Raw genomic sequence first — 22,419 nt, 5'->3', positions numbered from 1 at the left:
TAACTGCAAAAAATCTGAAATATACTTGTTGACTCACGTGTAAGCCGCAGGCCCCCGTTCAAGTGACGGATATTACTTGAGTTCGCTCAAATATACGCTGCGAATCGTGAGTTTCGCGTGGGTTTTGTTACGGGATCATTTCAGGCCAGTATCGGAACGCAACTGAAACACGACAAAAGGGCCGCCGGTTAACCCGACGGCCCCACGAATACTGTCGCAGCCGGTCCCGGGACCGGCGAATCTCTTAGAGCGAAGCGACCCGCTTCGTCAGGCGGCTCATCTTGCGCGCCGCAGTGTTCTTGTGAAGCACGCCGCGGGCAACACCGCGCGCCAGTTCCGGCTGCGCGCTCTTGAGCGCCGTCTGTGCGGTATCCTTGTCGCCGCCTTCGATCGCGACTTCCACCTTCTTGAGGAAGTTGCGGATGCGGCTCATGCGGGCACCGTTGACTTCGGCGCGGTTTGCGTTGCGACGGATGCGCTTCTTGGCTTGCGGCGTGTTGGCCATGTTTGTCCTCGTCAGGCCGCACGGCATGCGCGGCGGGAAATCTCGTAAGTGCGTGCGAAAAGGCGGCATGGGCCGCCGGAAAGCGGCGCACTTAGCGGCGCGCCTCCGAATCGTCAAGCAAATCGTCGACCATTCGCGGAACCGCGTGCATCGGCTCCGGCAGCGCCTATATGGTCTGTCCCAGATGAAAGGACAAGCCGTGAGCGACAAGCCCGAACATACCGCCGCCGAATGGCGCGAGAAGCTGACCCCCGAGCAATTCCACGTGCTGCGCGAAGCCGGGACCGAGCGCGCCTTTACCGGCAAATACGACAAGCATTACGATGCCGGCGAATATTACTGCGCGGGCTGCGGGCACAAGCTGTTCGAGAGCGGCGAGAAGTACAACAGCGGCTGCGGCTGGCCCGCCTTTACCGCCCCTGCCGAAGGCGAAGCGGTGGACGAGCACCGCGACGTGTCGCACGGGATGATCCGGACCGAGGTGACCTGCTCCAATTGCGGCGGGCATCTTGGTCATGTCTTTCCCGACGGCCCGCCCGATCGCGGCGGTCTGCGCTATTGCATCAACTCCGCCGCGCTCGATTTCGAGCCCGAGGATTGAGCCGCCGGACCGCGGAGGGTTCCGTTCACGCTTGGTTAGACCTCGCCATGCGAGGTCGGGACACTTATAGGGCGGCGAGCAACAAGGGTGCCAGCATAATCAATGGATAGACGAGGGAGCCGCCGCAAGAGCTCGGCGCGCAAGGAACGCGCTGCCCGGGCGGCAGCGGACAAACCGCAAAGCTGGTTCGCGCGCTGGGCCCGGCGCCTGGTCGTCTGGGGCGGTGCGCTGGCGCTGCTCGTGGCGCTGTTCCTGGCGCTCGCCGTGGCGTTTTCCGCGCGCTCGATGCCGACCTATTACCAGCTCAAGGCCACGCAGACCGCGCAGACCATCGTGGTGCGCGCGCGCGACGGGACCGAGATCGTCGAGCTTGGCCCCAGCTTCGGCAAATGGCTGACCTCGGACGAGATTCCGCAGGTGATGAAGGATGCGATGATCTCGGTCGAGGACCGGCGTTATTACTCGCATTTCGGGATCGACCCCTGGCGCACCGGTGGCGCGATTATCGAAGGGCTGACCGGCACGCGCGAGCGCGTCGGCGGGACCTCGACGCTCACCCAGCAGCTCGCGCGTAACGTCTTCCTCAACAACAACCGCTCGCTCGACCGCAAGCTGCGCGAGGCGATCCTCGCGATGGCGCTGGAATGGAAGTTTTCGAAGGAACAGATCCTCGAGCTCTATCTCAACAAGGTCTATTTCGGCGGCGGGGCCTATGGCATCGACAGCGCCAGCCGGAAATTCTTCAGCCATCCCGCGACCGAGCTGTCGGTCGCCGAAGCGGCAATCATCGCCGGGCTGGTCAAGGCGCCCAGCCGCTATTCGCCCACCGCCGATGTCGACGCCGCGGTCGGCCGCGCCAGCGTGGTCCTGCGGCTGATGAAGGAACAGGGCCGCATCGCGCCCGATGTCACGGTCGATCCCAGCGCGGTGAAGCTCAAGGAAGAGGCGGGCCAGAATTCGGTGCGCTATTTCACCGATTGGGCGCTGCCGCAGCTCGACATGCTGCTGCCCGAGACCTTCGAGCCGATCGAGGTCTGGACCACGCTCGATGTCGGCATGCAACGCGCCGCCACCGCCTCGATCAAGTCGAACACCCCCGATGGGGCGCAGGGCGCGCTGGTCAGCATGGACCGCGACGGGGCGATTCTCGCGCTGGTCGGCGGCACCGATTACGTCGCCACCAATTACAACCGCGCCACCGATGCGCTGCGCCAGCCGGGCTCGGCATGGAAACTGTTCGTCTATCTCGCCGCGCTCGAGGCGGGTTACACGCCCAACGACCGCGTGGTCGATACGCCGGTCGAGATCGACGGGTGGCGACCGCGCAATTCGAGCGGGCGCAATGTCGGCGAAATCGACCTGCGCACCGCCTTTGCCTATTCGATCAACACTGTGGCCGCGCAACTGGGCAATGAAGTCGGCTTCGGCACCGTCGCCTCGATGGCCCGGCGGTTCGGCATAACGACCGAGATCAACACCTATCCCGCCATGGTGCTGGGTTCGAACGAAGTGCGGCTGATCGACATGACCCGCGCCTTCGCCGTCGTGTCGGGCGGCGGCGGCTCGATCGAACCGCATGGCATCCTCAAGGTCGAGACCGCCGATGGCGAACTGCTCTACCAGCACGAGCCCGCGCGCTCGTCGCAGCTGGTGCCCGATTATGTCGCCGCCGGGATCACCGATCTGTTGCAGACGGCGGTTGCCACCGGAACCGGCCGCGCGGCGCAGATCGGGCGGCCGGTGGCGGGTAAGACCGGCACCACCAGTTCGAACAAGGATGGCTATTTCGTTGGGTTTTCCAGCGGGATCACCACCGGCGTGTGGATGGGCCGTGACGACAATTCGCGCGTCGGCGGGCTGCAGGGCGGCACCGCGCCCGCGCGCGCCTTCGCCGCCTATATGCGCTATGCGGTCAAGGATCGCCCGGTGGTCGAATTCGACACCGATCTCCAGCTGCCCGAATGGCAGCTCGAACCCGACGATGAATATATGCTCGGCGACCCGGAGGACTATTACTTCATCGACGAGCAGGGCAATCTGATCGAACCGGGCACGAGCGACGGGTCGCGCGGCGATCCCTTCGCCGACGATTTCGACCGCACGCTTGATCCCATGCGTCCGCGCGCGCCGGTCGTGCCCGCGCCGCGCGCACCGCAGCAGCCGCCACGCGGGGCCGATGGCGCACCGCAGGCGATCGGGGACGATTTCCTCGACGAGGCAACTGGCGGGCGGCGCGAACCCGCGCAGCAACCGACCCCGCGCCCTACCAACTAGAGTGATCGGGCAAAGGGAAAGGGCGGTCCCCCAGCGCTGGGGGACCGCCCTTTCCTCAACGGCATCTTCCTTACCACCGCGTAATTTTCTGGCTGCTATGGTGCTCAGAATTACTGCAATAGCAATTGGAGATGACTATTTGCAGGCAATTAAACGAATAGCTTCTGGATCGCTCTCCAAAATTCCGCAGCATCGAGAACGCCATTCATATCCTTGTCACTGACTGCAAAAAGAGTGTTTGCTTCACCGAAGTCTAATCCGCAGTTCGGCATCACGAACGCGGCGAACTCACTCTGGTCAACCCAACCATTACCATCTGCATCCGCCTCTGAAAATGCCGCCGCGTCACAAGTGCTTTGCCCATTCGCCGAGGCGCTTGAAAGTGCAACCGCTGCGCTGGCCATAAAAATTAATCGTTTCATGATGCTCTCCTTGATCGCTTACAAAAAACGAAGTTGCAGGCATTCCGCCAGAAACGAAGTAATAGGGCCATCCCATCATTCAGAATGGCTGCCTACCAGTATCTCCTATTTGCATTCGAATCACCGAGTTGATTAGGGCGCTAACCTATCCTTTAGGCAGATGCTTGGCTAACGAAGCGCTCAATAGCGAAGGCGAACCGGAACGGAAACTTCGTCTCCACCGCGCGTGCGGATGCGCAGCAGGATCGCCTCCCGGTTTTCTTTCTGAGCCTTGCTCAGCTGCTTCTCGAGGCCCTCAACCGAGTCGATGGCTGCGTAATTGGCGGACTGGATGATCGTTCCCCGGCCAATGCCCCGACGCGCGGCATCCGCCGACGGGTCCACGGCCATCACGACCACTCCGCCACTATCGGGGCGCACGCCCAATTCGCGGGCAAAGCGCGGGTTCATCGGCAACACCTGCACTCCAAGGACCTCGGATATCAGATCGTTTGAGGATTCGGGTGCCATGTCGTCTTGTGCGCCGTCTCCGTTCTCTTCGAACAGGCGTTCCTGCTGGCGCATCTCAGCAAGCTCTTCTGCGGCGGGCAGCCGTCCAAGCGTCACATTGATGGTCCGCTCGCGCCCATCGCGCAAGATCTGCATGGGTACGGTTTTGTTGGGCGAGATATTGGCAATTACATAGGGAAGCGACTGGTCGGCGGAAATAGGTTTTCCGTCCACGCTCAGAACGACATCGCCTGCTCGCAATCCAGCCTTATCTCCGGGCTGATCCGCATAAACCCGTTGCAGCAATGCGCCACGCGCACTCGACATGCCCAGAGCGTCGGCGATGTCTTCATCCACGGCGTTCATTTCAACGCCGAGATAGCCGCGCATGATTTCCTCGCCAGACACGAGCGAGTCGATGATCGGCTTGGCAGCCTCCGCTGGGATTGCGAAACCGATCCCCACGCTGCCTCCGGTCGGAGAAATGATCGCATTGTTGATCCCGATCACATTGCCCTGCATGTCGAACAGCGGGCCGCCCGAGTTTCCACGATTTATGCTCGCGTCGGTTTGAATGTAGCGCTCGTAGGCACCGCCTCCATAGGGACGCAACACCGCCGAGATGATCCCGCTGGTCACCGTGCCGCCTAGATTGAATGGATTGCCGATCGCAATCACCCAGTCGCCGGCCCGCGCATTCCGGGAATCGCCGAACTCAACAAAGGGAAAGGGTTCGCGACGGTTTACCTTCAGCACGGCGAGGTCCGATTGCGGGTCGGTTCCAATCAGTTCGGCATCGTACTCGGTGCCGTCAGCGAGGGTAACGGTGATTTCCTCAACCGTCCCACGCGTGCCCCGCCTGCTCGTAGGCGGGGCGACGACATGATTGTTGGTCACGACATAGCCATCGGCCGAAATGATGAAGCCCGAGCCCAGCGACTGGCCTTCGCGATATTGCGGTTCCTGTTGCTGGCTACCGCCGCGGCGGTTGAACAGGCCTTCGAACGGGGTACCGGCGAAGGGATTGCCGCTACTGCCCGATACCTCGATCCGCTGGCGGGTCGAGATATTGACCACTGCGGGCTGCAATTGCGCGGTCAGGTCGGCAAAGCTTTCGGGAGCGCCGGCACGCGGTACGACGCGGGCCATGTGGCTGTCGTCGTTCTGGGCGACCTGGGCGCCGGCCGGGTAGCCGGTCGCGAGCGAGATCGCGGCGCCGCCTACCAGCAGCGCGCTCGTCACGGAATATGCATATCGCACGGGCTTCACGTCCTTTTCGTCCTCTTCTCTAAATTGCAGGTGCCGCGGTCGGCAGCGAAGCTACCGCCGTGGCGACCTGGCGTTCCGGCGGGCGATTTTCGCCCCCGCCGGTGAATGCCATTTGAACGGCGCGGACGCCGCTCGACGAACCGTCAACGACGCCCGCGGAACTGCCGCAGATACTCATTGTCCGGCGACAGGATGATGCTGCTTTCCGACGGGTTATCGCCATTGGAGAAGGTCGCGTCATAGCTCTGCATCGCGCGGTAGAAATCGTAGAACTCGGCGTCCTTGCCAAAGGCTTCGGCGTAGATCCGCGCGCCTTCGGCATCGGCTTCGGCGCGGATGATCCGCGCGTCGCGGCTGCCCCCGGCCCGGATCGTGCGGGCTTCGCGTTCGCGATCCGATTCCATCCGGCGAAAGGCCGATTGCAGCGGCGCTTCGGGCAGGTCGGTGCGCATGATCTTCACATCAACCACCTCGGCCCCGTACTGCCGCGCCTGGCGGTCGAGATTGGTGCGGACATTGGCCAGCGCGCTGCCGCGTTCGGCGGTCAGCATGGCCTGGAAGGTCCGGCGGCCCAGTTCCTGGCGCAGCACCGAGTTGAGGATCGGCTCGAGCGCATTGCGCACGCCATCGGTCGAACCTGCGCGTTCGACCATGCGGACCGGATCGGTGATACGGAACCGCGCATAGGCATTGACCAGCAAGCGCTGCTGGTCGGCCGAGAGAACCTCTTCATCGGTCATCTCGAGATCGAGCAGGCGCTTCTCGACGCGGTTGACGCTTTCGATAATCGGCATGCGGAAATAGAGGCCCGCGCCGGTCGTGCCATTGGGCGTATTGACCGTGCCGACCGGCTGGCCGGTGCGGATGATGACGACCTGTTCCTCTTCGGGAACGACATAGGCGCTCATCATGAAGGCGATCACCGCCACGGCGAGCGCAATGACCCAGTTGCGGTGGTTCTGCAGGAAAGTGCTCATCTTACTGGCCCCCCGGTGCCGTGACAGTGGTCGCGGGCTGCTGCGCCCGTCGGCGAATCTCGGGCAGCGGCAGATACGGGGTCACATTGTCGGTTTCGACGATCGTCTTGTCGGTCTGGCTCAGCACACGCTCCATGGTTTCGTAATAAAGCCGCTGGCGCGTCACCTGCGGGGCGAGGCGGTATTGCTCATAAACCTTGTTGAAGGCTTCCGCCTCACCTTCGGCCTGCGCCAGCACCTGCTGGGCATAGCCGCGCGCCTGGTTACGCGCCGCATCGGCATTCTGTTCGGCGACCTGCACATCGCGGAAGGCATCGACGACCTGCGCGGGCGGATCCGCCTTTTCGATTTCGACGCCCAGCACGCGGACGCCCGCGCCATAGCTGTCGAGCGTTGCCTGCATGCGTTCGCGCACGTCGAGTTCGATCGCCGCACGGCCCTGGCCCGAGAAGGTCTCGTCGAGCTCGGTTTCGGCGACCGAGGCGCGCATCGCGGCTTCGGCGGCTTCGTTTATCGTCTCGATCGGGTCGACGACGCGGAACTTGTAGCCCTCGAGGTCCTTGATGTTCCAGCGGACGATATAGCTGAGATCGACAAGGTTCTGGTCGCCGGTCAAGATCAGTTTGACCTGGCTGTCACCGCCCGGAATGCGCACCGAACGGACGCCTTCGACATCCTCGACATCGACCGTTTCGATCGGGAAGGGGGCGGTGATCTGCAGGCCCGGGCGCAGCGTGCGGGTGTACTCGCCCAGCGTCTTCACCACGGCCTGCTGCTGCGGACCGACAAGGTGGAAGCTGGTCGCGAGCAGGCCGAAGACAATGATCCCGATGACCGCGATCGGGAACCAGCTCTTGCCGCCGGGACGCTGGGGAAAGCGGAAATTGGGACCGCCGGGGCCGCCGCCGCTGCGGCGCGGGCCTTCGGGGCCGCGGCTCTTGAAGATATCCTCGATATTGGGCGCGCGGCGGCCATCTTCCCCGCCACCCGGCGGGAGCCAGGGGTTGCGCGGACCGCGAGGTTTGTCGCCGCCCTTCGTGCCCTCCGGCTTGTCGCCCTCTCCGTCATCCCCGGAGCCGCCGCCCCAGGGGCTTTTGTTGCCCGCCATTGCCAGGGAAATCCTCTGTCCGAACCCGTCAAAAATTCTCATGTCTTTCCTTATAGGTGCACCGCCACGGAAAAACAGGGGTTGCCGCGCGCTTTTCGATGCTACAGCAGCCGCGCACATGAGTTCGACCGATCCGAAATCGCTGCTTCCCGCCAGCCTCGCCGACCGCGTTTCCGCGCTGACCATCAAACAGGGCCGGGCGATTGCCGTGGTCGATGCCGCCGGTCTGGGCGAGCAGGAGCGCACCGATATCGAACGCGCGATCACCGATATCCTCAGTGAGCGCGACGATGTTTCCGAAACCCGCGTAGTGATGACCGCCGAGCGCCGCCAGCGGCGGCTGATCGCCGTCGGCAGCGGCAAGGGCGGGGTGGGCAAATCGACGCTGACCGCCAATCTGGCGATCGCGCTGGCGCGGCTGGGCCACAAGGTCGGGCTGGTCGATGCCGATATCTACGGCCCCTCGCAGCCGGTCATCCTGGGCAACCAGGGCAAGAAGCCGATCGCGCGCGATGAGAAGCTGGTCCCGGTAGAGAGCGAGTTCGGCATTCCGGTGCTGTCGATGGGCCATCTGGTCGAACCCGGCCGTGCGCTGGCATGGCGCGGGCCGATGGCGGGCAATGCCCTCACGCAATTGATCGATGCCCATTGGGGCGATGTCGACACGCTGCTGGTCGATCTGCCGCCGGGCACGGGAGATGTGCAGCTGACCATGCTGCAGCGCTTCAAGCCGCTGGGCGCGGTGCTGGTTTCCACGCCGCAGGACCTCGCGCTGATCGATGCGGCGCGCGCAGGCCAGCTGTTCGACCAGGCCAAGGTGCCAGTGATCGGACTGGTCGAGAATATGGCCGGCTATGTTTGCCCGCATTGCGGCGAATTGTCCGATCCCTTTGGCAGGGGCGGGGTCGAAACTGCCGCCGAGCGGCTTGAATTGCCGTTCCTCGGCCGGATCCCGCTCGACCTTGCCATTCGCGAGGGCAGCGATCGCGGCCAGCCGCCCGCCTGCGGCACGGATGCGCTTGCTGCGCCGTTCCACGACATCGCCGCCAAGGTCGACGCATGGATTGGCGCGCAAAGCTAGGCGCACTTCCCGTAACGCGGCGCCAGCTGATTGCGGGCGCAGCGGTCGGCGGGGGGCTGGGCGTAGCCTGGTGGTTGTGGCCGCGCCATTATACCAGCCCGCTGACCCCCGGACCCAATGAACGCGACTTCGGCGGCTGGATTACCATCGGCCGCGACGGAGTGGTCACCGCGGCGGTGCCGCAGCTCGAAATGGGGCAGGGCGTCACGACCGTGCTGGCACAGGTGGTGGCGGTCGAACTGGGAGCTGACTGGCGCCAGGTCGCGGTCGAACCGACCCCGCCCGCGGGGCTTTACGCCAATATTCCGCTGGCCGCGAAATGGGCGCCGCTGTGGTCCAACCTGCCCAGCCTCGCCAGCGATCCCGCGAGCCAGCTGGCGGAGACTTACGCGCGCAGCAATGCGTTTGCCGCGACCGCGGACGGGACCTCGCTCGCTGCGTATGAATTGCCGCTGCGCGAAGCCGCGGCGACCGCGCGCGCGCTGCTGGCGATGGCGGCGGCCGAACGCTGGGACGTGGACTGGGAAGAATGCCTGGTCGAACGCGGCTTCGTCCGCCACGCCGAACAGCAACTGGGCTTCGGCGCGCTGGTGGCGGAGGCCGCCGAACTTGATCCCCCCGATCCGCCGCCCCTTCGCGTAGCGCCTGCGGGCGAGGATCCCGTGCCCGCCGAGGCCGAACTGGCGCCCGATTTCCCTCGGCTCGACCTGCCCGCCAAGGTCGATGGCAGCTTCCTGTTTGCCGGTGACATCCGCCTGCCGGGAATGGTCTTCGCCTCGATCCGCCACGGGCCGCTGGGCAAGCCCGACCTGTCGGGGTTCGAAGCGGCGGGGGTCGAGGGGCTCAACGGCCTGGTCGGGGTGGTGAAATCCAGGCGCTATCTCGCCGCAGTGGCCGAAAGCTGGTGGGTTGCCGAGCAGGCGCTCAAGGCGATGCGCCCGGTGTTTGCCGGACCGCCCGCGGTCGAAAGCGCGGCGGCGCTCGATGCACTCGGCGAAGCGCATGGCACGGTCGAGCCCAGGCGCACGCTGGCCCTGGGCGATGCCGACGAATTGCTCGCGCGCCCCGACTACACACAGACCTATGCGGTCGGCCCCGCGGTCCATGCGACGATCGAAACCGCCAGTGCCACCGCGCGCTACGATGGCGGCAAGCTGGAACTGTGGATCGCCGCGCAGGCCCCCGAACTCACCCGGCGTGCGGCAGCCAAGGCGATCGGTATCGCGCCGCATAATGTCGTGCTCTATCCGACTGCGGCAGGCGGCAGTTTCGACGCGCGACTCGAACGGCGTCACGCGATCGAGGTCGCGCAGATCGCCAAGGAGATCGGGCGCCCGGTCCAGCTGACCTGGCCGCGCGCGCAGGAATTGCAGTCGCTTCCCGTACGCACTCCGGTCAGCGCGCGGCTCGAAGCGGGTTTCGAGGCGGCCAGCGGCGGGCGGATTGCCGCCTGGCGGGCCCGACTGGCGATGCCGGCCACCGCGCGCGAATTCGGCTATCGCCTGTTCGACAACAAGACCCCGCAGGCCGCGTTGGAGCAGGCGGCGGGCAAGGCCGATGCGCTGGCGTGCGACGGCGCGCTGCCGCCCTATGGAATCGAGCATGTCGCCATCGACCACCTGCCGGTGACCTTGCCTTTCCCGACCGGGCGGCTGCGCGGCAATGCAATCGCCTACAACGCCTTCTTCATCGAGAGCTTCATCGACGAACTGGCCGAACGCGCCGGGCGCGATCCGATGCTCTACCGCATGGAAATGCTCGGCCGGATGCCGCGCATGGCCGACACGCTGCGCCGCGCGACGCGGCTCGCGGGATGGGACGGCGGCCGCCGCGGCACCGGTCAGGGGCTGGCGATGGTGCGGATGGGCACGCCCGATACCGGCGGCCGGATCGCCTGTGTCGCGCAGGCCGCGCTGGGCGAAGGCGGGGTGCGCGTGACCAAGCTGCATGTCGCGGTCGATATCGGGCGCGTGGTCAATGCCGATATCGCGCGCCAGCAGGTCGAGGGCGGGCTGATCTTCGGTCTGTCGCTCGCGACCGGGTCGAGCGTTGCCTATGAGGAAGGCAGACCGGTCCCGGCCCGCCTTGCCGGTCTGGGGCTGCCGACGCTGACGGATTGTCCCGAAATCGTGGTCGATTTTCTCGCCAGCGACGCCCCGCCCTTCGATCCGGGCGAACTTGGCGTGGCGGTGGCGCCCCCCGCTATCGCGAATGCGCTTTACTCGGCGACCGGAGTGCGCTTTCGCCGCCTGCCATTGCTTTCGGAGGGTCTATGACCTGGCAAGAACAGAAATTACCCGCCGACCATCCGCCGGTGAAATCGGGCAAGGTCGGCGTGCTGATCGTCAACCTCGGGACGCCCGATGCCCCCGAAAAGGGACCGGTGAAACGCTATCTCGGTGAATTCCTGTCCGATCGCCGCGTGGTCGAAATCCCGCCGATCGCCTGGCAGCCGATCTTGCGCGGAATTATCCTCAATACGCGTCCGAAGAAAAGTGCGCATGCCTATCAGCAGGTGTGGACCAAGGAAGGTTCGCCGCTGGCAGTCATCACGCGCGACCAGGCCGCGGCAATGCAGGCCCGGCTGGGCGACGGGGTCATGGTCGACTGGGCGATGCGCTATGGCACTCCGGCGATTCCCGAACGCATCCAGGCGCTGATGGACGCCGGGTGCGAACGGATCCTGCTCGCTCCGCTCTACCCGCAATACTCCGCCGCCACGACCGCGACGGTTGTGGACAAGGCTGCGGACAAGCTGCGGGAAATGCGGTGGCAGCCCTCGCTGCGCACGCTGCCGCCCTATCACGACGATCCGGCCTATATCGATGCGCTGGCACAGGATCTGTCGCGCCAGCTCGATGCGCTCGATTTCGCTCCCGAAGTGCTGCTGTTAAGCTTCCACGGCATGCCGCGGCGCACGCTGGAACTGGGCGATCCCTATCATTGCCACTGTCAGAAGACCTCGCGGCTGCTGCAGGAGCGGCTGGTCCGGCCGGGCCTGCGGTTCCGCACGACCTTCCAGTCGCGCTTCGGGCCGGCCAAATGGCTTGGCCCCGCGACCGACGACACCTTCGCCGAGGAAGCACAGGCGGGCACCAAGCGGCTGGCAGTCGCTGCGCCGGGCTTTTCGGCGGATTGCCTCGAGACGCTGGAAGAGCTGGCAATCCAGGGACGCGAACAGTTCACCGACGCGGGCGGAGCGCAGTTTGCCGCGCTTTCCTGCCTCAATACGTCCGCTGCCGGCCTGGGCATGCTCGAAACTTTGCTGCGCCGCGAATTGGCGGGGTGGATTCCCGCGTAAAACCTACTTACAACAAAGTAAGTTGTAAGGAGCTACCTAATGGCCACGCTTGCCCCGCACCATCCTGCCGAGACCGCGCCATCGCATTGGCAGGAAGGCAATCCTGGCGATGATGCGCTTGCGCATATTCCCGGTGAGGGAGGCTGGCCGATCGTCGGCAACACTTTCAAGATGCTCGCCGACCCGCATGGCCAGACACAGCGGATGGTCGAAAAATACGGCCGCGTTTACAAGAACAAGGCCTTTGGTGGCTGGAACGTCGCGCTGATCGGGGCCGAGGCCAACGAGATGCTGCTGATGAACCGCGACAAGATCTTCAGCTCCGAACAGGGCTGGGGGCCGATCCTCGACAAGCTGTTCCCGCGCGGTCTGATGCTGATCGATTTCGACCATCACCGTGCCGATCGCCGGGCGCTGTCGATCGCGTTCAAGCCCGGCCCGATGCGGCATTATGCGGACGCGCTGAACCGCGGCATCGCCAAGCGGGTCGAGGAATGGGGCGGCAATGGCCCGAACGCCGAAATGCTCTTCTATCCCTCGATCAAGGAACTGACGCTGGATTTGGCTGCCGACAGTTTCATCGGCATTCCGTGGGGCCCCGAGGCTGACCGCATCAACACCGCCTTCGTCGACATGGTCCAGGCCAGCGTCGCACCGGTGCGCAAGCCGCTGCCGTTCACCCAAATGAAGCGCGGCGTCGATGGCCGCGCCTTCCTGGTCGATTATTTTACGCGCGAAACGCATCGCCGCCGCGCCGAGGGCGGCGGGCAGGACATGTTCAGCCAGTTTGCCACTGCCGAATACGAAGACGGCAGCCTGATGCCGGTCGACGAGGTGGTCGACCACATGAACTTCCTGATGATGGCCGCGCACGACACTATCACCTCCAGCGCCACTTCGCTGCTGTGGCTGCTCGCCAAGCATCCCGAATGGCAGGACCGGCTGCGCGACGAAATCGCCGCGGTCACCGGGGGCAGCGATGCCAATGGCCGCCCGCGCGATCTCGAATATGACGATCTGGGCAAGCTCGACCTGACCGAAATGGCGTTCAAGGAAGCGCTGCGCTTCGTCCCGCCGGTGCCGTCGATGCCGCGCCGTGCGCTCAAATCCTTCGAATATGGCGGCTATCACATCCCCGCGGGCACGCATGTCGGGATCAACATCCACTATACGCATCACGACGAAGAGCATTGGGACAATCCCTACACCTTCGATCCGATGCGCTTTACGCCCGACCAGGTGAAGACCCGCCACAAATACGCCTGGGTCCCCTTCGGCGGCGGCGCGCATATGTGCCTCGGGCTGCACTTCGCTTATATGCAGGTGAAGATCCTGCTGGCGCAAATGCTGCCGCGCTACCGTATCGAACTTGCGGCGGGCGATCCCGAATGGCAGGCGTGGCCGATCCCCAAGCCCAAGGACGGGCTCAAGATCAAGCTTACGGCGATCTGACTCGGTTTTATCGGGCATCCTCGCTCACGCGACCTGACGGTCGCGTCGCTGCGGGCGGCCAGTCGGCCTTGCCTCGCCTGCGGCGCGGGGAATCTCGCCGAGCGATCGAGTAGTGCTAGCCCCGGCCCGGAATGAGGGCCGGCAAGGGCGACTGCCCGCCCGCAGGGGTCCGTAGCGAAGCGGAGGAACAGCCCCGAGGACGCACCGACGGATGTCGGTGCGCAACCGGAACATCATTTCAGAAATCGATCGCGATGCCGTCCTTCACCCAGTCGCCATAGCGCGTCGGGCTGAGCTCCTCGTCATCGCTGCCCTTCCTGGGCGCGGGCGGGGCGTCGTTGGTCCAATGGGCGGGCTTTTCGAACCCTGCGGGGCGGGTGGTGGCGCGTTTGGGCATGGTGCCAAGATGATGCCGCTGGCGGCTTTGTGCAAGTGCGGGTAGGGGCGCGGCCATGGCCCAACCCCAAGGTATCCACGCACGCCGCGCCGCGCTGCGCCTGCTCGACGCCGTGTTCCGCCGCGGCGAGACGCTCGACATCGCCTTCAACACCGCGACCAAGGATTTGCGCAAGTTCGAGGACAAGGCGCTCGCGCGCGCCATCGCCAGCGAAGTATTGCGCTGGCTGGTCGATCTCGACGCGCTGATCGACAACGCCACCAAGAAGCCGCTGCCGCACGACGCCAAGGCGCGCATGGTGCTGCGGATGATGCTTGCGCAGTGGCTGCGGCTGGGCACGCCGCCGCATGCGGTGGTGGCGACGGGGCTCGACCTGCTCGCGGGCGGTCCGCGGCGGCTGGCGCATGGCGTGTTCTCGACGCTGACCAAGCGCGAAGCGGTGCTGCCTGCCGCGCCGACGCTGCCCGCCGAAGTCGCGGCGCGCTGGGGTGAGCGGGCCGAGGCGATGGCCGCCGGTCTTGCCGAACCACCCCCGCTCGACCTGACGTTGCGCGATCCAACCGAAACCGCGCACTGGCAAGTCCAGCTTTCCGCCGACACCCTGATGCCCGGCCACCTGCGCCTGCCGCGCGGCGCCAATGTCGAGACGCTGCCCGGCTTTGCCGAGGGTGCGTGGTGGGTGCAGGACCTCGCCGCTTCGCTGCCTGCGCGACTGCTGGGGCAGGGCACCGACGGGTCAGGGGGGCGCCATGTGCTCGACCTGTGCGCCGCGCCGGGTGGCAAGACGCTGCAACTGGCGGCGCAGGGCTGGCAGGTCACCGCGCTCGATATTTCCAAGCGCCGGCTCGACCTGCTCAAGGCGAACCTCAAGCGCACCGGGCTGAAGGCCAATACCGTCCGCGCCGATGCGCTGAAATGGGAGCCCAGGCATCAGTTCGACGCCATCCTGCTCGACGCGCCCTGCACCGCCACGGGCACCGCCCGCCGCCATCCCGATGTGCTGCACCGGATCGGTACGCGGCAGATCGAGGAGATGGCCGAACTCCAGACCGCATTGCTGCAACAGGCGCAGGGCTGGCTCAAGCCGGGCGGCACGCTGGTCTATGCGACCTGCTCGCTCGAACGCGAGGAGGGCGAGGACCAGACGGACGCCTTCGCTATGCCCTTGGCTCCGGTCCAGCCGGACGAATTGCCGGCAGGGCTGGCGGCTACTGCTGAGGGCTGGATCCGCACCGACCCCGGCATGCTCTTTGAAGCGGGCGGCCTCGACGGGTTCTTCATCGCCCGCTGGCGACGCGAAGCCTGATCATTCGCCGATAAAGTCCCCGACTTCGGTGATGAAGAAGTCCGGATCGGTCATCAGCAGATAATGCGGCGCGGTCGCGCTGGCGGACAATTCGATTTTGCCCGCCGCGCCAAGCCGGTCGACATAGGCAGCCGCGCCGTCATAGGCGGTCTTGGGATCGAGCTTGCCCTGCAGCACCAGCGTGGGCGGGAGGCTTGCGGGTATCCGTCCCAGCGCCTCGCCCGCATCGTATGTCGGGAAGCCGCCCGGCAGCAAATGGCGGGGCAGCGGGCTGGCGAACAGCAGTCCGGCCTCCTCTTCGGCGATCATCTCGGCGGTCAGATCGGGGCGGCGATTGTTCTCCGACCGGCTGATCAGGCTGACCAGCGGGATCGAGGACCCGAATTGCGGAAACGCCGCGAACCGCGCCTGTACGCCGCCCAGCTGCGCTTTGGCATGATCCAGCCACGCGGTCTCGCCCCGGCGCAGACCGGCAATCACATAGGGCAGGATCGCGCGCGTCTCGGGAAAGTCGATCAGCGCTGCGAGCAGATATTTCGGGTTCGCCCCGAGCGGCTCCGACAGGGCCGGATCGGCGAGGAGGTCGGCCACCGCCTGTTCCAGCGGGCGGTCGAAATACCGGCTGCACTCGGCGCTTGCATCGCATTGCCGCAGCACCTGCCGCCCGATCGTATCGGTGACTTGCGAGCGGCGGCTGAGGTCGTGGCGCATATCGTCATCCGCGGGAACGAGCGAATCGAGGATCACCCCGTCGAGCGATGCGGGCGGGGTGACCGCCAGCGTGCGCAGGACCAGCTGCGTGCCATAGGAAACACCATAGAGATAGCGCCGGTCTCCGCTGCCCAGCTCGCTCATCAACAGCGTGATGTCATGCGCGGCATTGGTGATGGTGAAGGATTGCGTGCGCTGCGGGTCGGCATGCATCGCGCCGATACAGCTCTCCCATTCCGCCCCCTCCAAAGCCATCCCGCCGTCGCTTTGCGCGCTTTCCTCGGCCGGGCACAGCCGCGCCGAATAGCCCGTGCCGCGGTGATCGGGCACGATCAGGTCGAAGCCCGGCGCTGCCGCGCGCAGCGTGTCGATGAAGGGGTAGAAGGAGGCCCCCGATTCGCCCGGCCCCCCGGCGATCAGCCAGAGCTCGCCTTGCGCGGGTCCGCGCGCGGGAATCTTGCGCACGAACAGGTCGATCGCGTCCTGCTCGGGCGCCGCATGGTCGAGCGGGGCCGATACCAGCGCGCATTGCGTGTCGGCGAGCGCAAGATGCGACCCCGCGTCCGCGCACGCCGCAAATGCCGCTTCCGTCCCATCGCCGCCCACCTGCGCCTGCGCTGCATGGGGAAGGAGCAAAGCGGTCAGGACGGCGAGGAAACGAGAGGCTGTAGGCAAGGTAAGTTCCTGCAGGAAAGGGATCAATGCCACCCGGGAGGTCATGGCTTCAAAAGCAAAGCCATGTTCGACGACCACCCCAGTCACCCCGACCGGCGGCTAGACCTCGGCAATGCGATAGTCGATCCATGTGCAATCGCGTCCCGCTTGGCGCAGCTGCATCCTTACCCAATCCGCATCGCCCACGGCCCGCTCGACCGTGAAGGGTACGCCCAGTTCTACATAGCGGTCGAAGCGCATCTCGGCATCGGTGACGCGGAACGACCGGCCCGCGCGCAGCAGGCTGACGAATTGCCGGGCGACTTCGGCCAGATGCGCCGAGTTCACATGATCGCCCGAGCCGTCGAGCCAGGGATGGGCGGGCGGCATGGCGTTGGCGTGGTCGAGCAGGCCGGTGGCGGCGGTGCCGTCGAACGGGCCGAGGAAGGGGAATTCGCCCGGTGCGATCCCGAGCGCCTCGCGCGCGGCATAGGCGAAGCGGTCCGATCCGAGCTCCTCCCCGCGGTCCTTGGCCTCCTTGCGCCATTTCGCGAAATCGCGCGTGCGGAATACCACGCCGCGACCATCGAGGTGGCAGATCGGCGCATCCTGCGCATCGTAAAGCTGGATCGAGAAGCTTTCCTTGCCTTCGATCTGCGTCCGTTCATAGCGGCCGCGGGCCATCCGCCCAGCGCCGGGTTCACCGCAGCTCCAACGGGTCCAGGTCAGCGCCGACCATTTGTCCGGGTCCCATCCGCCCAGCGCCATGGCATTCTCGACGCCGAGCCAGTAACTCGCCGCCTGGATCGCGCCCGGGTGATGCGGGCCGATCAGCGTCCACGGCCACAGCGCATCGTCCTGCGAACAGGCGAAGACGACGCTGCCGTCCTCCTGAATGGCATGGCCGTGGGTGAAGGCCTTGGTAGGTGTTCCCGGCATGGCGCCGACAATTGCAGCTTGCGCGCTTTCCTACAATGTCCCGCGCGTGGCGGCTGTGCCGGATGCCGCGCGGCTCCTTCCCGATCGCGAAATCAGCCCCGGCGCGGTCGCTCCGTGGGACCCGCGGGATTTTTTCTCAGGCGTCTTGCTTGAGATACTTCTGGAAGCTCCTGCGCAGCTTCATCAGCTTGGGCGGAATGACCGCCTGGCAATAAGGGTTCCGCTGGCCTTCGCCTTCCCAGTATTCCTGGTGGTAATCCTCGCCTGGATACCATTCGCCGCCCTCGATCGTGGTGACCGCCTGCTGGCCGGGGTGTTCGTCGTTCCAGCGTGCGATTGCAGCGCGGGCTTCGTCTTCCTGCCCCTCGAGCGGGAAGATCGCGCTGCGGTACTGCGTGCCGACATCGTTGCCTTGCCGGTTGAGCTGGGTCGGGTCATGCGTTCCCAGGAACACGTCGAACAATTGCGCCAGCGTGATCTGTTCGTCGTCGAAAGTGACGCGCACGCCCTCGGCGTGGCCGGTGTTGCCGGTGCAGACTTCCTTATAGGTCGGATCGGGCTGGTGCCCGCCGATATAGCCGCTTTCCACCTTATCGACGCCGATGACGTCCTTCATCACCGCTTCGGTGCACCAGAAGCATCCGCCGGCAACGATCGCCTGTTGTTGTGCCATACTCGTCAATCTCCTTGTGCTCAGCAGATAGGAAGCCGTCTTCGCCTTGTCATCCACCCGCGGCAGGTCCAGAACGCTGCCGGATGAATTGAGGAGAGGATTTTCCATGCGTCTTATGCTGACCGCCGCCGTTGCCACCCTGGTCGCGGCACCGCTTGCCGCCGACAACCACGCCGCCGATCTCGAAACCGTGCTCGCGGCAGATACGCGCAGCGACGACAGCGCGCGCGACCAGTACCGGAACCCTGCCGAAACGCTCGAATTCTTCCAGGTTGCGCCTGATATGACGGTTGCCGAATACGGCCCGGGGGGCGGCTGGTACACGCGCGTATTGGCGCCCTATTTGCACGGCACGGGCCGCTATATCGCCTTCGATCAGGATAGCGACGGCGGCACCTACAACAGCCGGGCGCAGGAAGCGCGCGCCAAGGGCTGGACCGAACGGTTCAAGGCCGAGGTCGCCGAAATGACCGGTGTCGAGGCGGATGCAGTGACTGCGTTCGAGATCGATGAAATGCCCGAAAACCTCGCCGGTACGGTCGACCGGGTGCTGATCTTCCGCTCGATGCACGGTCTCAATATCGGCAATGCGGCGGATGATGTGCTCAAGGCAGCGCGCATGATGCTCAAGGACGATGGCATGGTTGGCGTGGTCCAGCACCGCGCGCCCGAAGGCGCGAGCTACGACGATTATGGCGCGCGCCAGCGTGGCTATATGCGCAAGCAGGATGTGGTGGCGATCTTCGCTGCCAACGGCTTCGAACTGGCCGGCGAAAGCGAGATTAACGCCAATCCGAACGATCCGGCCAACTGGGAAGGCGGCGTTTGGACGCTCCCGCCGGTGCTGCGCTACGGCGACCAGGACCGCGCGAAATACGAAGCGATCGGCGAAAGCGACCGCATGACGCTGCTGTTCCGCAAGGCGCAGTAGCCATTGTCTGGACGGCGGCGGCTGCCTATCTCGCGCGCATGAGAAAGCTGTCCGTCGCCGTCCTGCAATTGCCGCTCGCCCGCCCCGAGCCGGCCGACAACATCGCTGCCGTGTCTGCGCTGGTGGAAGAAGCCGCGGGCAAGGGCGCGCAGGTCATCCTGCCGCCCGAACTGTTCGCGGGCGAGTATTTCTGCCGGACGGAAGAGGAAGAGCTGTTCGACCTCGCGCATCCCACGCTCGAAAGCCCGAGCGTGCAGGCGATGCAGACGTTGGCGGCTAAGCTCGGCGTGGCAATCCCGACCAGCTTCTTCGAACGCGACGGGCAGCACTATTACAACACGCTGGCCATGATCGGCCCCGATGGCGCCATCATGGGTACCTATCGCAAGAGCCATATCCCCGACGGGCCCGGTTACGAAGAGAAGTACTATTTTCGCCCGGGCAATGACGGGTTCAAGGTGTGGGATGTGTTCGGCACGCGCATCGGCGTGGGGATCTGCTGGGACCAATGGTATCCCGAATGCGCGCGGGTGATGGCGCTCAAGGGCGCCGAAGTGCTGTTCTATCCCACCGCGATCGGCTCCGAACCCTATGACGCCGATCTCGACACCAGCCGCATGTGGCGCCGCGCGATGATCGGCCATGCGGTGTCGAACTGCATGCCCGTATGCGCTGCGAACCGGATCGGGCACGAAGGCCCCGCCGACCGCCAGCAAAGCTTCTACGGCCACAGCTTCATCAGCGACGAATGGGGCGATCTGGTCGAGGAATTCGGCGGCTCGGGCGAAGGGGTGCTGACCGCCACGCTCGATCTCGACCGGGCGCGCAAGCACCGTGCGGGGATGGGCTTCTTCCGAGACCGCCGCCCGCAGCTCTACGGGCGGATCAGCGAGGATATCTGAGCTTGGCTGCGGGCATCGACCAGGCACGGCTCGACGCTCTCTTCACCGCCGCGCTCGAAGCCGCGATCGCCCGGATCGAAAAAGACGGGACGTTTTTCCCGCTGGTGTTCGAACTGCGCGCCAATGGCGTCATCCAGAATGTCGCAGTCCTCGAGACCGGCGCCATCGAAGGCGCGCAGGGGGTGCTCGACCGGCTGGTCCAGGTGCTCCGGCCCCGCGCTACCGATCAAACCATCCAGGCAGCCGCCATCGTGCTGTACCGCAGCGCCGAGCCGGCGATCGAGGTGCGGCTGCGGGCGGCGAATTATTCGCGCGACGTGGCAGCGCCTTTCACGCTTGCGACCACCGGCGTGTTCCGGCGCAGGCGCAAACTGATCCTGGGCGAATTCACTTCCCGCGAAGCTGCGAACGAGCTGTTCTAGCCGCCCGCCAGCTCCTTCAGCACGATGCTCCAATGGTCGAGCCCGGCGTAAAAGGCATCGACCCGCATCCGTTCGTTGAGGCCATGCGCATAGATGTCCTGCGGCCGGCTCGCGCCTGCGCCGATGGCCACTGTGTCGTAACCCAGCGCGCGGTAATGCATCCCGTCGGTCCCGCCCGAGGACATCGTCGGGATCATCGGGATCGCCTGCCCGAAGCGTGCGGTGAGCGATTTGGCGAGCGCATCGCGGACCTCGTCAGGAAAGGCGCTCATCGGGCTTTCGGTCGCCTCGGCGCGCTGCGTGACAGTGATCGCTTCATTGCCGATCGCCCGCGCAAGCGCGGTCTTGACCGAAGCCACCCCTTCGCCGGGGAAGACCCGGCAATTCACCGCGGCACTGGCCGATTGCGGCAGCGCGTTCTCGGCATGGCCGGCGTCGAGCATGGTCGCCACGCAGGTCGTGCGCAGCGTGCCGACATAGCCCGGATCGGCGCTGATCAGCGCGATTGCATCCTCATCGGCGGGGTCGGCGGCAAAGGTCCGCATGGCCGCGCCAAGTTCGCCCGGAATGCTCTGCCCGAGCGCGCCGAAATAGCTGCGGGTCAATGCGCTCTCGCGCACGGGAAATTGAAGCTGCGAGATCCGCGTGAGCGCGCCCGCGAGGTCGTAGATCGCATTGTCACCGCGCGGGCGCGAGGAATGGCCACCCGGATTGGTCGCGGTGACATCGAAGGTGACATAGGTCTTTTCCGCCAGCTGAACCTGCTGTGCGAGCGGGGAAAAATCGTCCGCCAGCCCGATCCCGCCGGCATCGGAATTGAGGATATAGGCGGGGTCGACATTGTCCGCCACCCAGCGGGCTTGCGCGCGGGTGGAAACCATGCCGGTTTCCTCGTCACCCGAGAAAACCAGATAGAGATCGCGGTTTGGTGTCCAGCCCTCTTCCTTCAGCCGAATGAAGGTGCCGGTGAGATTGGCGATACCGTATTTGTTGTCCTGCGTCCCCCGGCCGAAGAAATAGCCTTCGTCTTCGACCAGCGTGAAGGGATCGCGCTCCCAGTCTTCGGGCAGCGCGTCGACCACATCCATATGCGCGAGCATGACGATCGGCTTCGCATTCGCAGAGCCATCGCCGCGGTAGCGCACGACCAGCCCCTGCGTCGGATCGCCTTCGCTGTCGTAATCGGTGACCAGCAAATCGTCCCTGGCAAATCCCGCCGCCGTCAGGCGAGTGGTAAGATAGGCGACCATGTCGTCCATCTGCCCGTGACCTGCCGCCGTGCGGAAGGCGATGATATCGCGATAGATGTCGTGCACGGGCTGCTCATGCGCGGTCAGGTCGCGCGGGGCATGATCGTCCGCCACTGCCTGCCCTGCCATGGCCAGCGCACCTGCTGCCAGAATCGCCTTGATATTCATTCGCCTGCCGCTCCCGTTTGGTACTTGTCGGCGGGGACGCTAGGGCGGGGGCATGGGCGAGGCAAGCGAGCATCGATATCTGGTGGCGCTGGGCTCCAACCGCCGGGTGCCGGGGCTGGGCGCGCCGCGCGCGGTGCTGGCGGCAGCGGTAGCGGCGCTGGCCGAAAGCGGCTGGGAGGTCGAGGCGGTTGCGCGCGTGATCGAAAGCGCGCCGGTCGGCCCGTCGCTGCGGCGCTACGCCAATGGCGCGGCGATCATCACGGGCGATCTCGCCCCGCCCGACGCGCTGGAGAATTTGCAGGACATCGAGCGCGCCTTCGGTCGCAACCGGCGCGGAGAGCGCTGGCGGTCGCGCACGCTTGATCTCGACATCGTGCTGTGGAGCGGCGGGGCCTGGCACGCCAGCGACTTGGCCATCCCGCATCCGCTATTCCGGCAGCGCGCCTTCGTTCTGCGCCCCGCCGCCGAGATCGCGCCGCACTGGCACGATCCGGTGACGCATCTGACGGTGCGCCAGCTGGCCGCGCAGCTTTCCTGAGCGCAGGCGCGGTATCGGCCGCATCACCGGCTTGACCACCTGCGACAGC

21 protein-coding genes are annotated in these 22,419 nt (G+C 65.5%); 11 read left to right on the top strand and 10 right to left on the bottom strand.

Features of this window, described 5'->3' with window-relative positions; translation table 11 throughout:
• Positions 1 to 244 precede the first annotated feature (244 nt).
• Positions 245 to 505, bottom strand: coding sequence for a 30S ribosomal protein S20 (rpsT, locus tag N6L26_RS09165; RefSeq protein WP_263605287.1), 261 nt, complete (start codon positions 503 to 505; stop codon positions 245 to 247).
• A 199-nt stretch (positions 506 to 704) separates the two neighbouring features.
• Here rpsT and msrB point away from each other — a divergent pair, with 199 nt between their 5' ends.
• Together msrB and N6L26_RS09155 are read left to right on the top strand one after the other, a co-directional pair.
• Positions 705 to 1,106 carry a peptide-methionine (R)-S-oxide reductase MsrB gene (gene msrB, locus N6L26_RS09160; protein ID WP_263605286.1) on the top strand — a complete coding sequence of 134 codons (402 nt, stop codon included), beginning with the start codon at positions 705 to 707 and terminating at the stop codon, positions 1,104 to 1,106.
• A 102-nt stretch (positions 1,107 to 1,208) separates the two neighbouring features.
• The gene (locus N6L26_RS09155; protein ID WP_263605285.1) at positions 1,209 to 3,380 is read left to right on the top strand and encodes a transglycosylase domain-containing protein; all 2,172 of its coding nucleotides are present in this window, start codon (positions 1,209 to 1,211) and stop codon (positions 3,378 to 3,380) included.
• A 149-nt stretch (positions 3,381 to 3,529) separates the two neighbouring features.
• Here N6L26_RS09155 and N6L26_RS09150 read toward each other — a convergent pair whose 3' ends face one another.
• The 4 genes from N6L26_RS09150 to hflK all read right to left on the bottom strand — a co-directional run bounded on the left by N6L26_RS09150 (position 3,530) and on the right by hflK (position 7,645).
• Positions 3,530 to 3,802: a hypothetical protein gene (locus tag N6L26_RS09150; RefSeq protein ID WP_263605284.1), complete on the bottom strand. Its 273-nt coding sequence runs from the start codon at positions 3,800 to 3,802 to the stop codon at positions 3,530 to 3,532.
• Between the two features lie 180 nt (positions 3,803 to 3,982).
• Positions 3,983 to 5,533: a Do family serine endopeptidase gene (locus N6L26_RS09145; protein ID WP_263605283.1), complete on the bottom strand. Its 1,551-nt coding sequence runs from the start codon at positions 5,531 to 5,533 to the stop codon at positions 3,983 to 3,985.
• A gap of 170 nt (positions 5,534 to 5,703) precedes the next feature.
• The gene (gene hflC / locus N6L26_RS09140; RefSeq protein ID WP_263605282.1) at positions 5,704 to 6,537 is read right to left on the bottom strand and encodes a protease modulator HflC; all 834 of its coding nucleotides are present in this window, start codon (positions 6,535 to 6,537) and stop codon (positions 5,704 to 5,706) included.
• Between the two features lies 1 nt (position 6,538).
• Positions 6,539 to 7,645 (bottom strand): protease modulator HflK, encoded by a 1,107-nt coding sequence (gene hflK / locus N6L26_RS09135; protein ID WP_263605281.1) that lies wholly within the window; start codon positions 7,643 to 7,645, stop codon positions 6,539 to 6,541.
• A 118-nt stretch (positions 7,646 to 7,763) separates the two neighbouring features.
• Here hflK and N6L26_RS09130 point away from each other — a divergent pair, with 118 nt between their 5' ends.
• The 4 genes from N6L26_RS09130 to N6L26_RS09115 are packed head-to-tail and all read left to right on the top strand — an operon-like array spanning position 7,764 to position 13,479.
• A complete protein-coding gene (locus N6L26_RS09130; RefSeq protein WP_412071324.1) occupies positions 7,764 to 8,726 on the top strand; it encodes an Mrp/NBP35 family ATP-binding protein in 963 nt (320 codons plus the stop codon).
• Positions 8,705 to 11,002: a xanthine dehydrogenase family protein molybdopterin-binding subunit gene (locus N6L26_RS09125; RefSeq protein WP_263605280.1), complete on the top strand. Its 2,298-nt coding sequence runs from the start codon at positions 8,705 to 8,707 to the stop codon at positions 11,000 to 11,002. The genes N6L26_RS09130 and N6L26_RS09125 overlap by 22 nt, the downstream gene beginning before the upstream one ends.
• Positions 10,999 to 12,027 (top strand): ferrochelatase, encoded by a 1,029-nt coding sequence (gene hemH, locus N6L26_RS09120; protein WP_263605279.1) that lies wholly within the window; start codon positions 10,999 to 11,001, stop codon positions 12,025 to 12,027. The genes N6L26_RS09125 and hemH overlap by 4 nt, the downstream gene beginning before the upstream one ends.
• A 39-nt stretch (positions 12,028 to 12,066) precedes the next feature.
• Positions 12,067 to 13,479 (top strand): cytochrome P450, encoded by a 1,413-nt coding sequence (locus N6L26_RS09115; RefSeq protein WP_263605278.1) that lies wholly within the window; start codon positions 12,067 to 12,069, stop codon positions 13,477 to 13,479.
• A 238-nt stretch (positions 13,480 to 13,717) separates the two neighbouring features.
• On the opposite strand, the gene N6L26_RS09110 is transcribed toward N6L26_RS09115, so the two are convergent.
• The gene (locus N6L26_RS09110) at positions 13,718 to 13,933 is read right to left on the bottom strand and encodes a DUF1674 domain-containing protein (RefSeq protein ID WP_412071323.1); all 216 of its coding nucleotides are present in this window, start codon (positions 13,931 to 13,933) and stop codon (positions 13,718 to 13,720) included.
• Here N6L26_RS09110 and N6L26_RS09105 point away from each other — a divergent pair.
• Positions 13,932 to 15,182: an RsmB/NOP family class I SAM-dependent RNA methyltransferase gene (locus tag N6L26_RS09105; RefSeq protein ID WP_263605277.1), complete on the top strand. Its 1,251-nt coding sequence runs from the start codon at positions 13,932 to 13,934 to the stop codon at positions 15,180 to 15,182. The genes N6L26_RS09110 and N6L26_RS09105 overlap by 2 nt on opposite strands.
• On the opposite strand, the gene N6L26_RS09100 is transcribed toward N6L26_RS09105, so the two are convergent.
• The 3 genes from N6L26_RS09100 to msrA all read right to left on the bottom strand — a co-directional run bounded on the left by N6L26_RS09100 (position 15,183) and on the right by msrA (position 18,159).
• Complete coding sequence (locus tag N6L26_RS09100) at positions 15,183 to 16,568, bottom strand: alpha/beta hydrolase (RefSeq protein WP_263605276.1); 1,386 nt, start codon at positions 16,566 to 16,568, stop codon at positions 15,183 to 15,185.
• 99 nt (positions 16,569 to 16,667) lie between these two features.
• A complete protein-coding gene (locus tag N6L26_RS09095; RefSeq protein WP_263605275.1) occupies positions 16,668 to 17,486 on the bottom strand; it encodes a hypothetical protein in 819 nt (272 codons plus the stop codon).
• A 136-nt stretch (positions 17,487 to 17,622) separates the two neighbouring features.
• Positions 17,623 to 18,159, bottom strand: coding sequence for a peptide-methionine (S)-S-oxide reductase MsrA (gene msrA / locus N6L26_RS09090; RefSeq protein ID WP_263605274.1), 537 nt, complete (start codon positions 18,157 to 18,159; stop codon positions 17,623 to 17,625).
• A 106-nt stretch (positions 18,160 to 18,265) separates the two neighbouring features.
• Between msrA and N6L26_RS09085 the strand changes: the two genes are divergently transcribed.
• Genes N6L26_RS09085 through N6L26_RS09075 form a run of 3 tightly spaced genes read left to right on the top strand, consistent with a single transcriptional unit; the run spans position 18,266 to position 20,414 of the window.
• Entirely contained in the window at positions 18,266 to 19,090 is an 825-nt protein-coding gene (locus tag N6L26_RS09085; RefSeq protein WP_263605273.1) for a class I SAM-dependent methyltransferase, read from the top strand.
• 38 nt (positions 19,091 to 19,128) lie between these two features.
• Positions 19,129 to 19,992 (top strand): N-carbamoylputrescine amidase, encoded by an 864-nt coding sequence (gene aguB, locus N6L26_RS09080; protein WP_263605272.1) that lies wholly within the window; start codon positions 19,129 to 19,131, stop codon positions 19,990 to 19,992.
• A gap of 2 nt (positions 19,993 to 19,994) precedes the next feature.
• Entirely contained in the window at positions 19,995 to 20,414 is a 420-nt protein-coding gene (locus N6L26_RS09075) for a hypothetical protein (protein WP_263605271.1), read from the top strand.
• On the opposite strand, the gene N6L26_RS09070 is transcribed toward N6L26_RS09075, so the two are convergent.
• Positions 20,411 to 21,832 carry a M20/M25/M40 family metallo-hydrolase gene (locus tag N6L26_RS09070; RefSeq protein WP_263605270.1) on the bottom strand — a complete coding sequence of 474 codons (1,422 nt, stop codon included), beginning with the start codon at positions 21,830 to 21,832 and terminating at the stop codon, positions 20,411 to 20,413. The genes N6L26_RS09075 and N6L26_RS09070 overlap by 4 nt on opposite strands.
• A gap of 52 nt (positions 21,833 to 21,884) precedes the next feature.
• Between N6L26_RS09070 and folK the strand changes: the two genes are divergently transcribed.
• Complete coding sequence (gene folK, locus N6L26_RS09065) at positions 21,885 to 22,370, top strand: 2-amino-4-hydroxy-6-hydroxymethyldihydropteridine diphosphokinase (RefSeq protein WP_263605269.1); 486 nt, start codon at positions 21,885 to 21,887, stop codon at positions 22,368 to 22,370.
• The last annotated feature ends 49 nt before the right edge of the window (positions 22,371 to 22,419 follow it).

Source organism: Qipengyuania sp. SS22 (genome assembly GCF_025736935.1).
Taxonomy (GTDB): domain Bacteria; phylum Pseudomonadota; class Alphaproteobacteria; order Sphingomonadales; family Sphingomonadaceae; genus Qipengyuania.
Note: the sequence above shows the minus strand (reverse complement) of the source record. Positions and strands in the feature narration are given on the sequence as shown.

Coding starts and splice junctions, on each gene's coding strand:
- rpsT (WP_263605287.1), bottom strand. CDS start 505: ATGGCCAACACGCCGCAAGCCAAGAAGCGCATCCGTCGCAACGCAAAC.
- N6L26_RS09155 (WP_263605285.1), top strand. CDS start 1,209: ATGGATAGACGAGGGAGCCGCCGCAAGAGCTCGGCGCGCAAGGAACGC.
- N6L26_RS09150 (WP_263605284.1), bottom strand. CDS start 3,802: ATGAAACGATTAATTTTTATGGCCAGCGCAGCGGTTGCACTTTCAAGC.
- hflC (WP_263605282.1), bottom strand. CDS start 6,537: ATGAGCACTTTCCTGCAGAACCACCGCAACTGGGTCATTGCGCTCGCC.
- hflK (WP_263605281.1), bottom strand. CDS start 7,645: ATGGCGGGCAACAAAAGCCCCTGGGGCGGCGGCTCCGGGGATGACGGA.
- N6L26_RS09130 (WP_412071324.1), top strand. CDS start 7,764: ATGAGTTCGACCGATCCGAAATCGCTGCTTCCCGCCAGCCTCGCCGAC.
- N6L26_RS09125 (WP_263605280.1), top strand. CDS start 8,705: ATGGATTGGCGCGCAAAGCTAGGCGCACTTCCCGTAACGCGGCGCCAG.
- hemH (WP_263605279.1), top strand. CDS start 10,999: ATGACCTGGCAAGAACAGAAATTACCCGCCGACCATCCGCCGGTGAAA.
- N6L26_RS09115 (WP_263605278.1), top strand. CDS start 12,067: ATGGCCACGCTTGCCCCGCACCATCCTGCCGAGACCGCGCCATCGCAT.
- N6L26_RS09105 (WP_263605277.1), top strand. CDS start 13,932: ATGGCCCAACCCCAAGGTATCCACGCACGCCGCGCCGCGCTGCGCCTG.
- N6L26_RS09110 (WP_412071323.1), bottom strand. CDS start 13,933: ATGGCCGCGCCCCTACCCGCACTTGCACAAAGCCGCCAGCGGCATCAT.
- N6L26_RS09095 (WP_263605275.1), bottom strand. CDS start 17,486: ATGCCGGGAACACCTACCAAGGCCTTCACCCACGGCCATGCCATTCAG.
- msrA (WP_263605274.1), bottom strand. CDS start 18,159: ATGGCACAACAACAGGCGATCGTTGCCGGCGGATGCTTCTGGTGCACC.
- N6L26_RS09085 (WP_263605273.1), top strand. CDS start 18,266: ATGCGTCTTATGCTGACCGCCGCCGTTGCCACCCTGGTCGCGGCACCG.
- aguB (WP_263605272.1), top strand. CDS start 19,129: ATGAGAAAGCTGTCCGTCGCCGTCCTGCAATTGCCGCTCGCCCGCCCC.
- N6L26_RS09070 (WP_263605270.1), bottom strand. CDS start 21,832: ATGAATATCAAGGCGATTCTGGCAGCAGGTGCGCTGGCCATGGCAGGG.
- folK (WP_263605269.1), top strand. CDS start 21,885: ATGGGCGAGGCAAGCGAGCATCGATATCTGGTGGCGCTGGGCTCCAAC.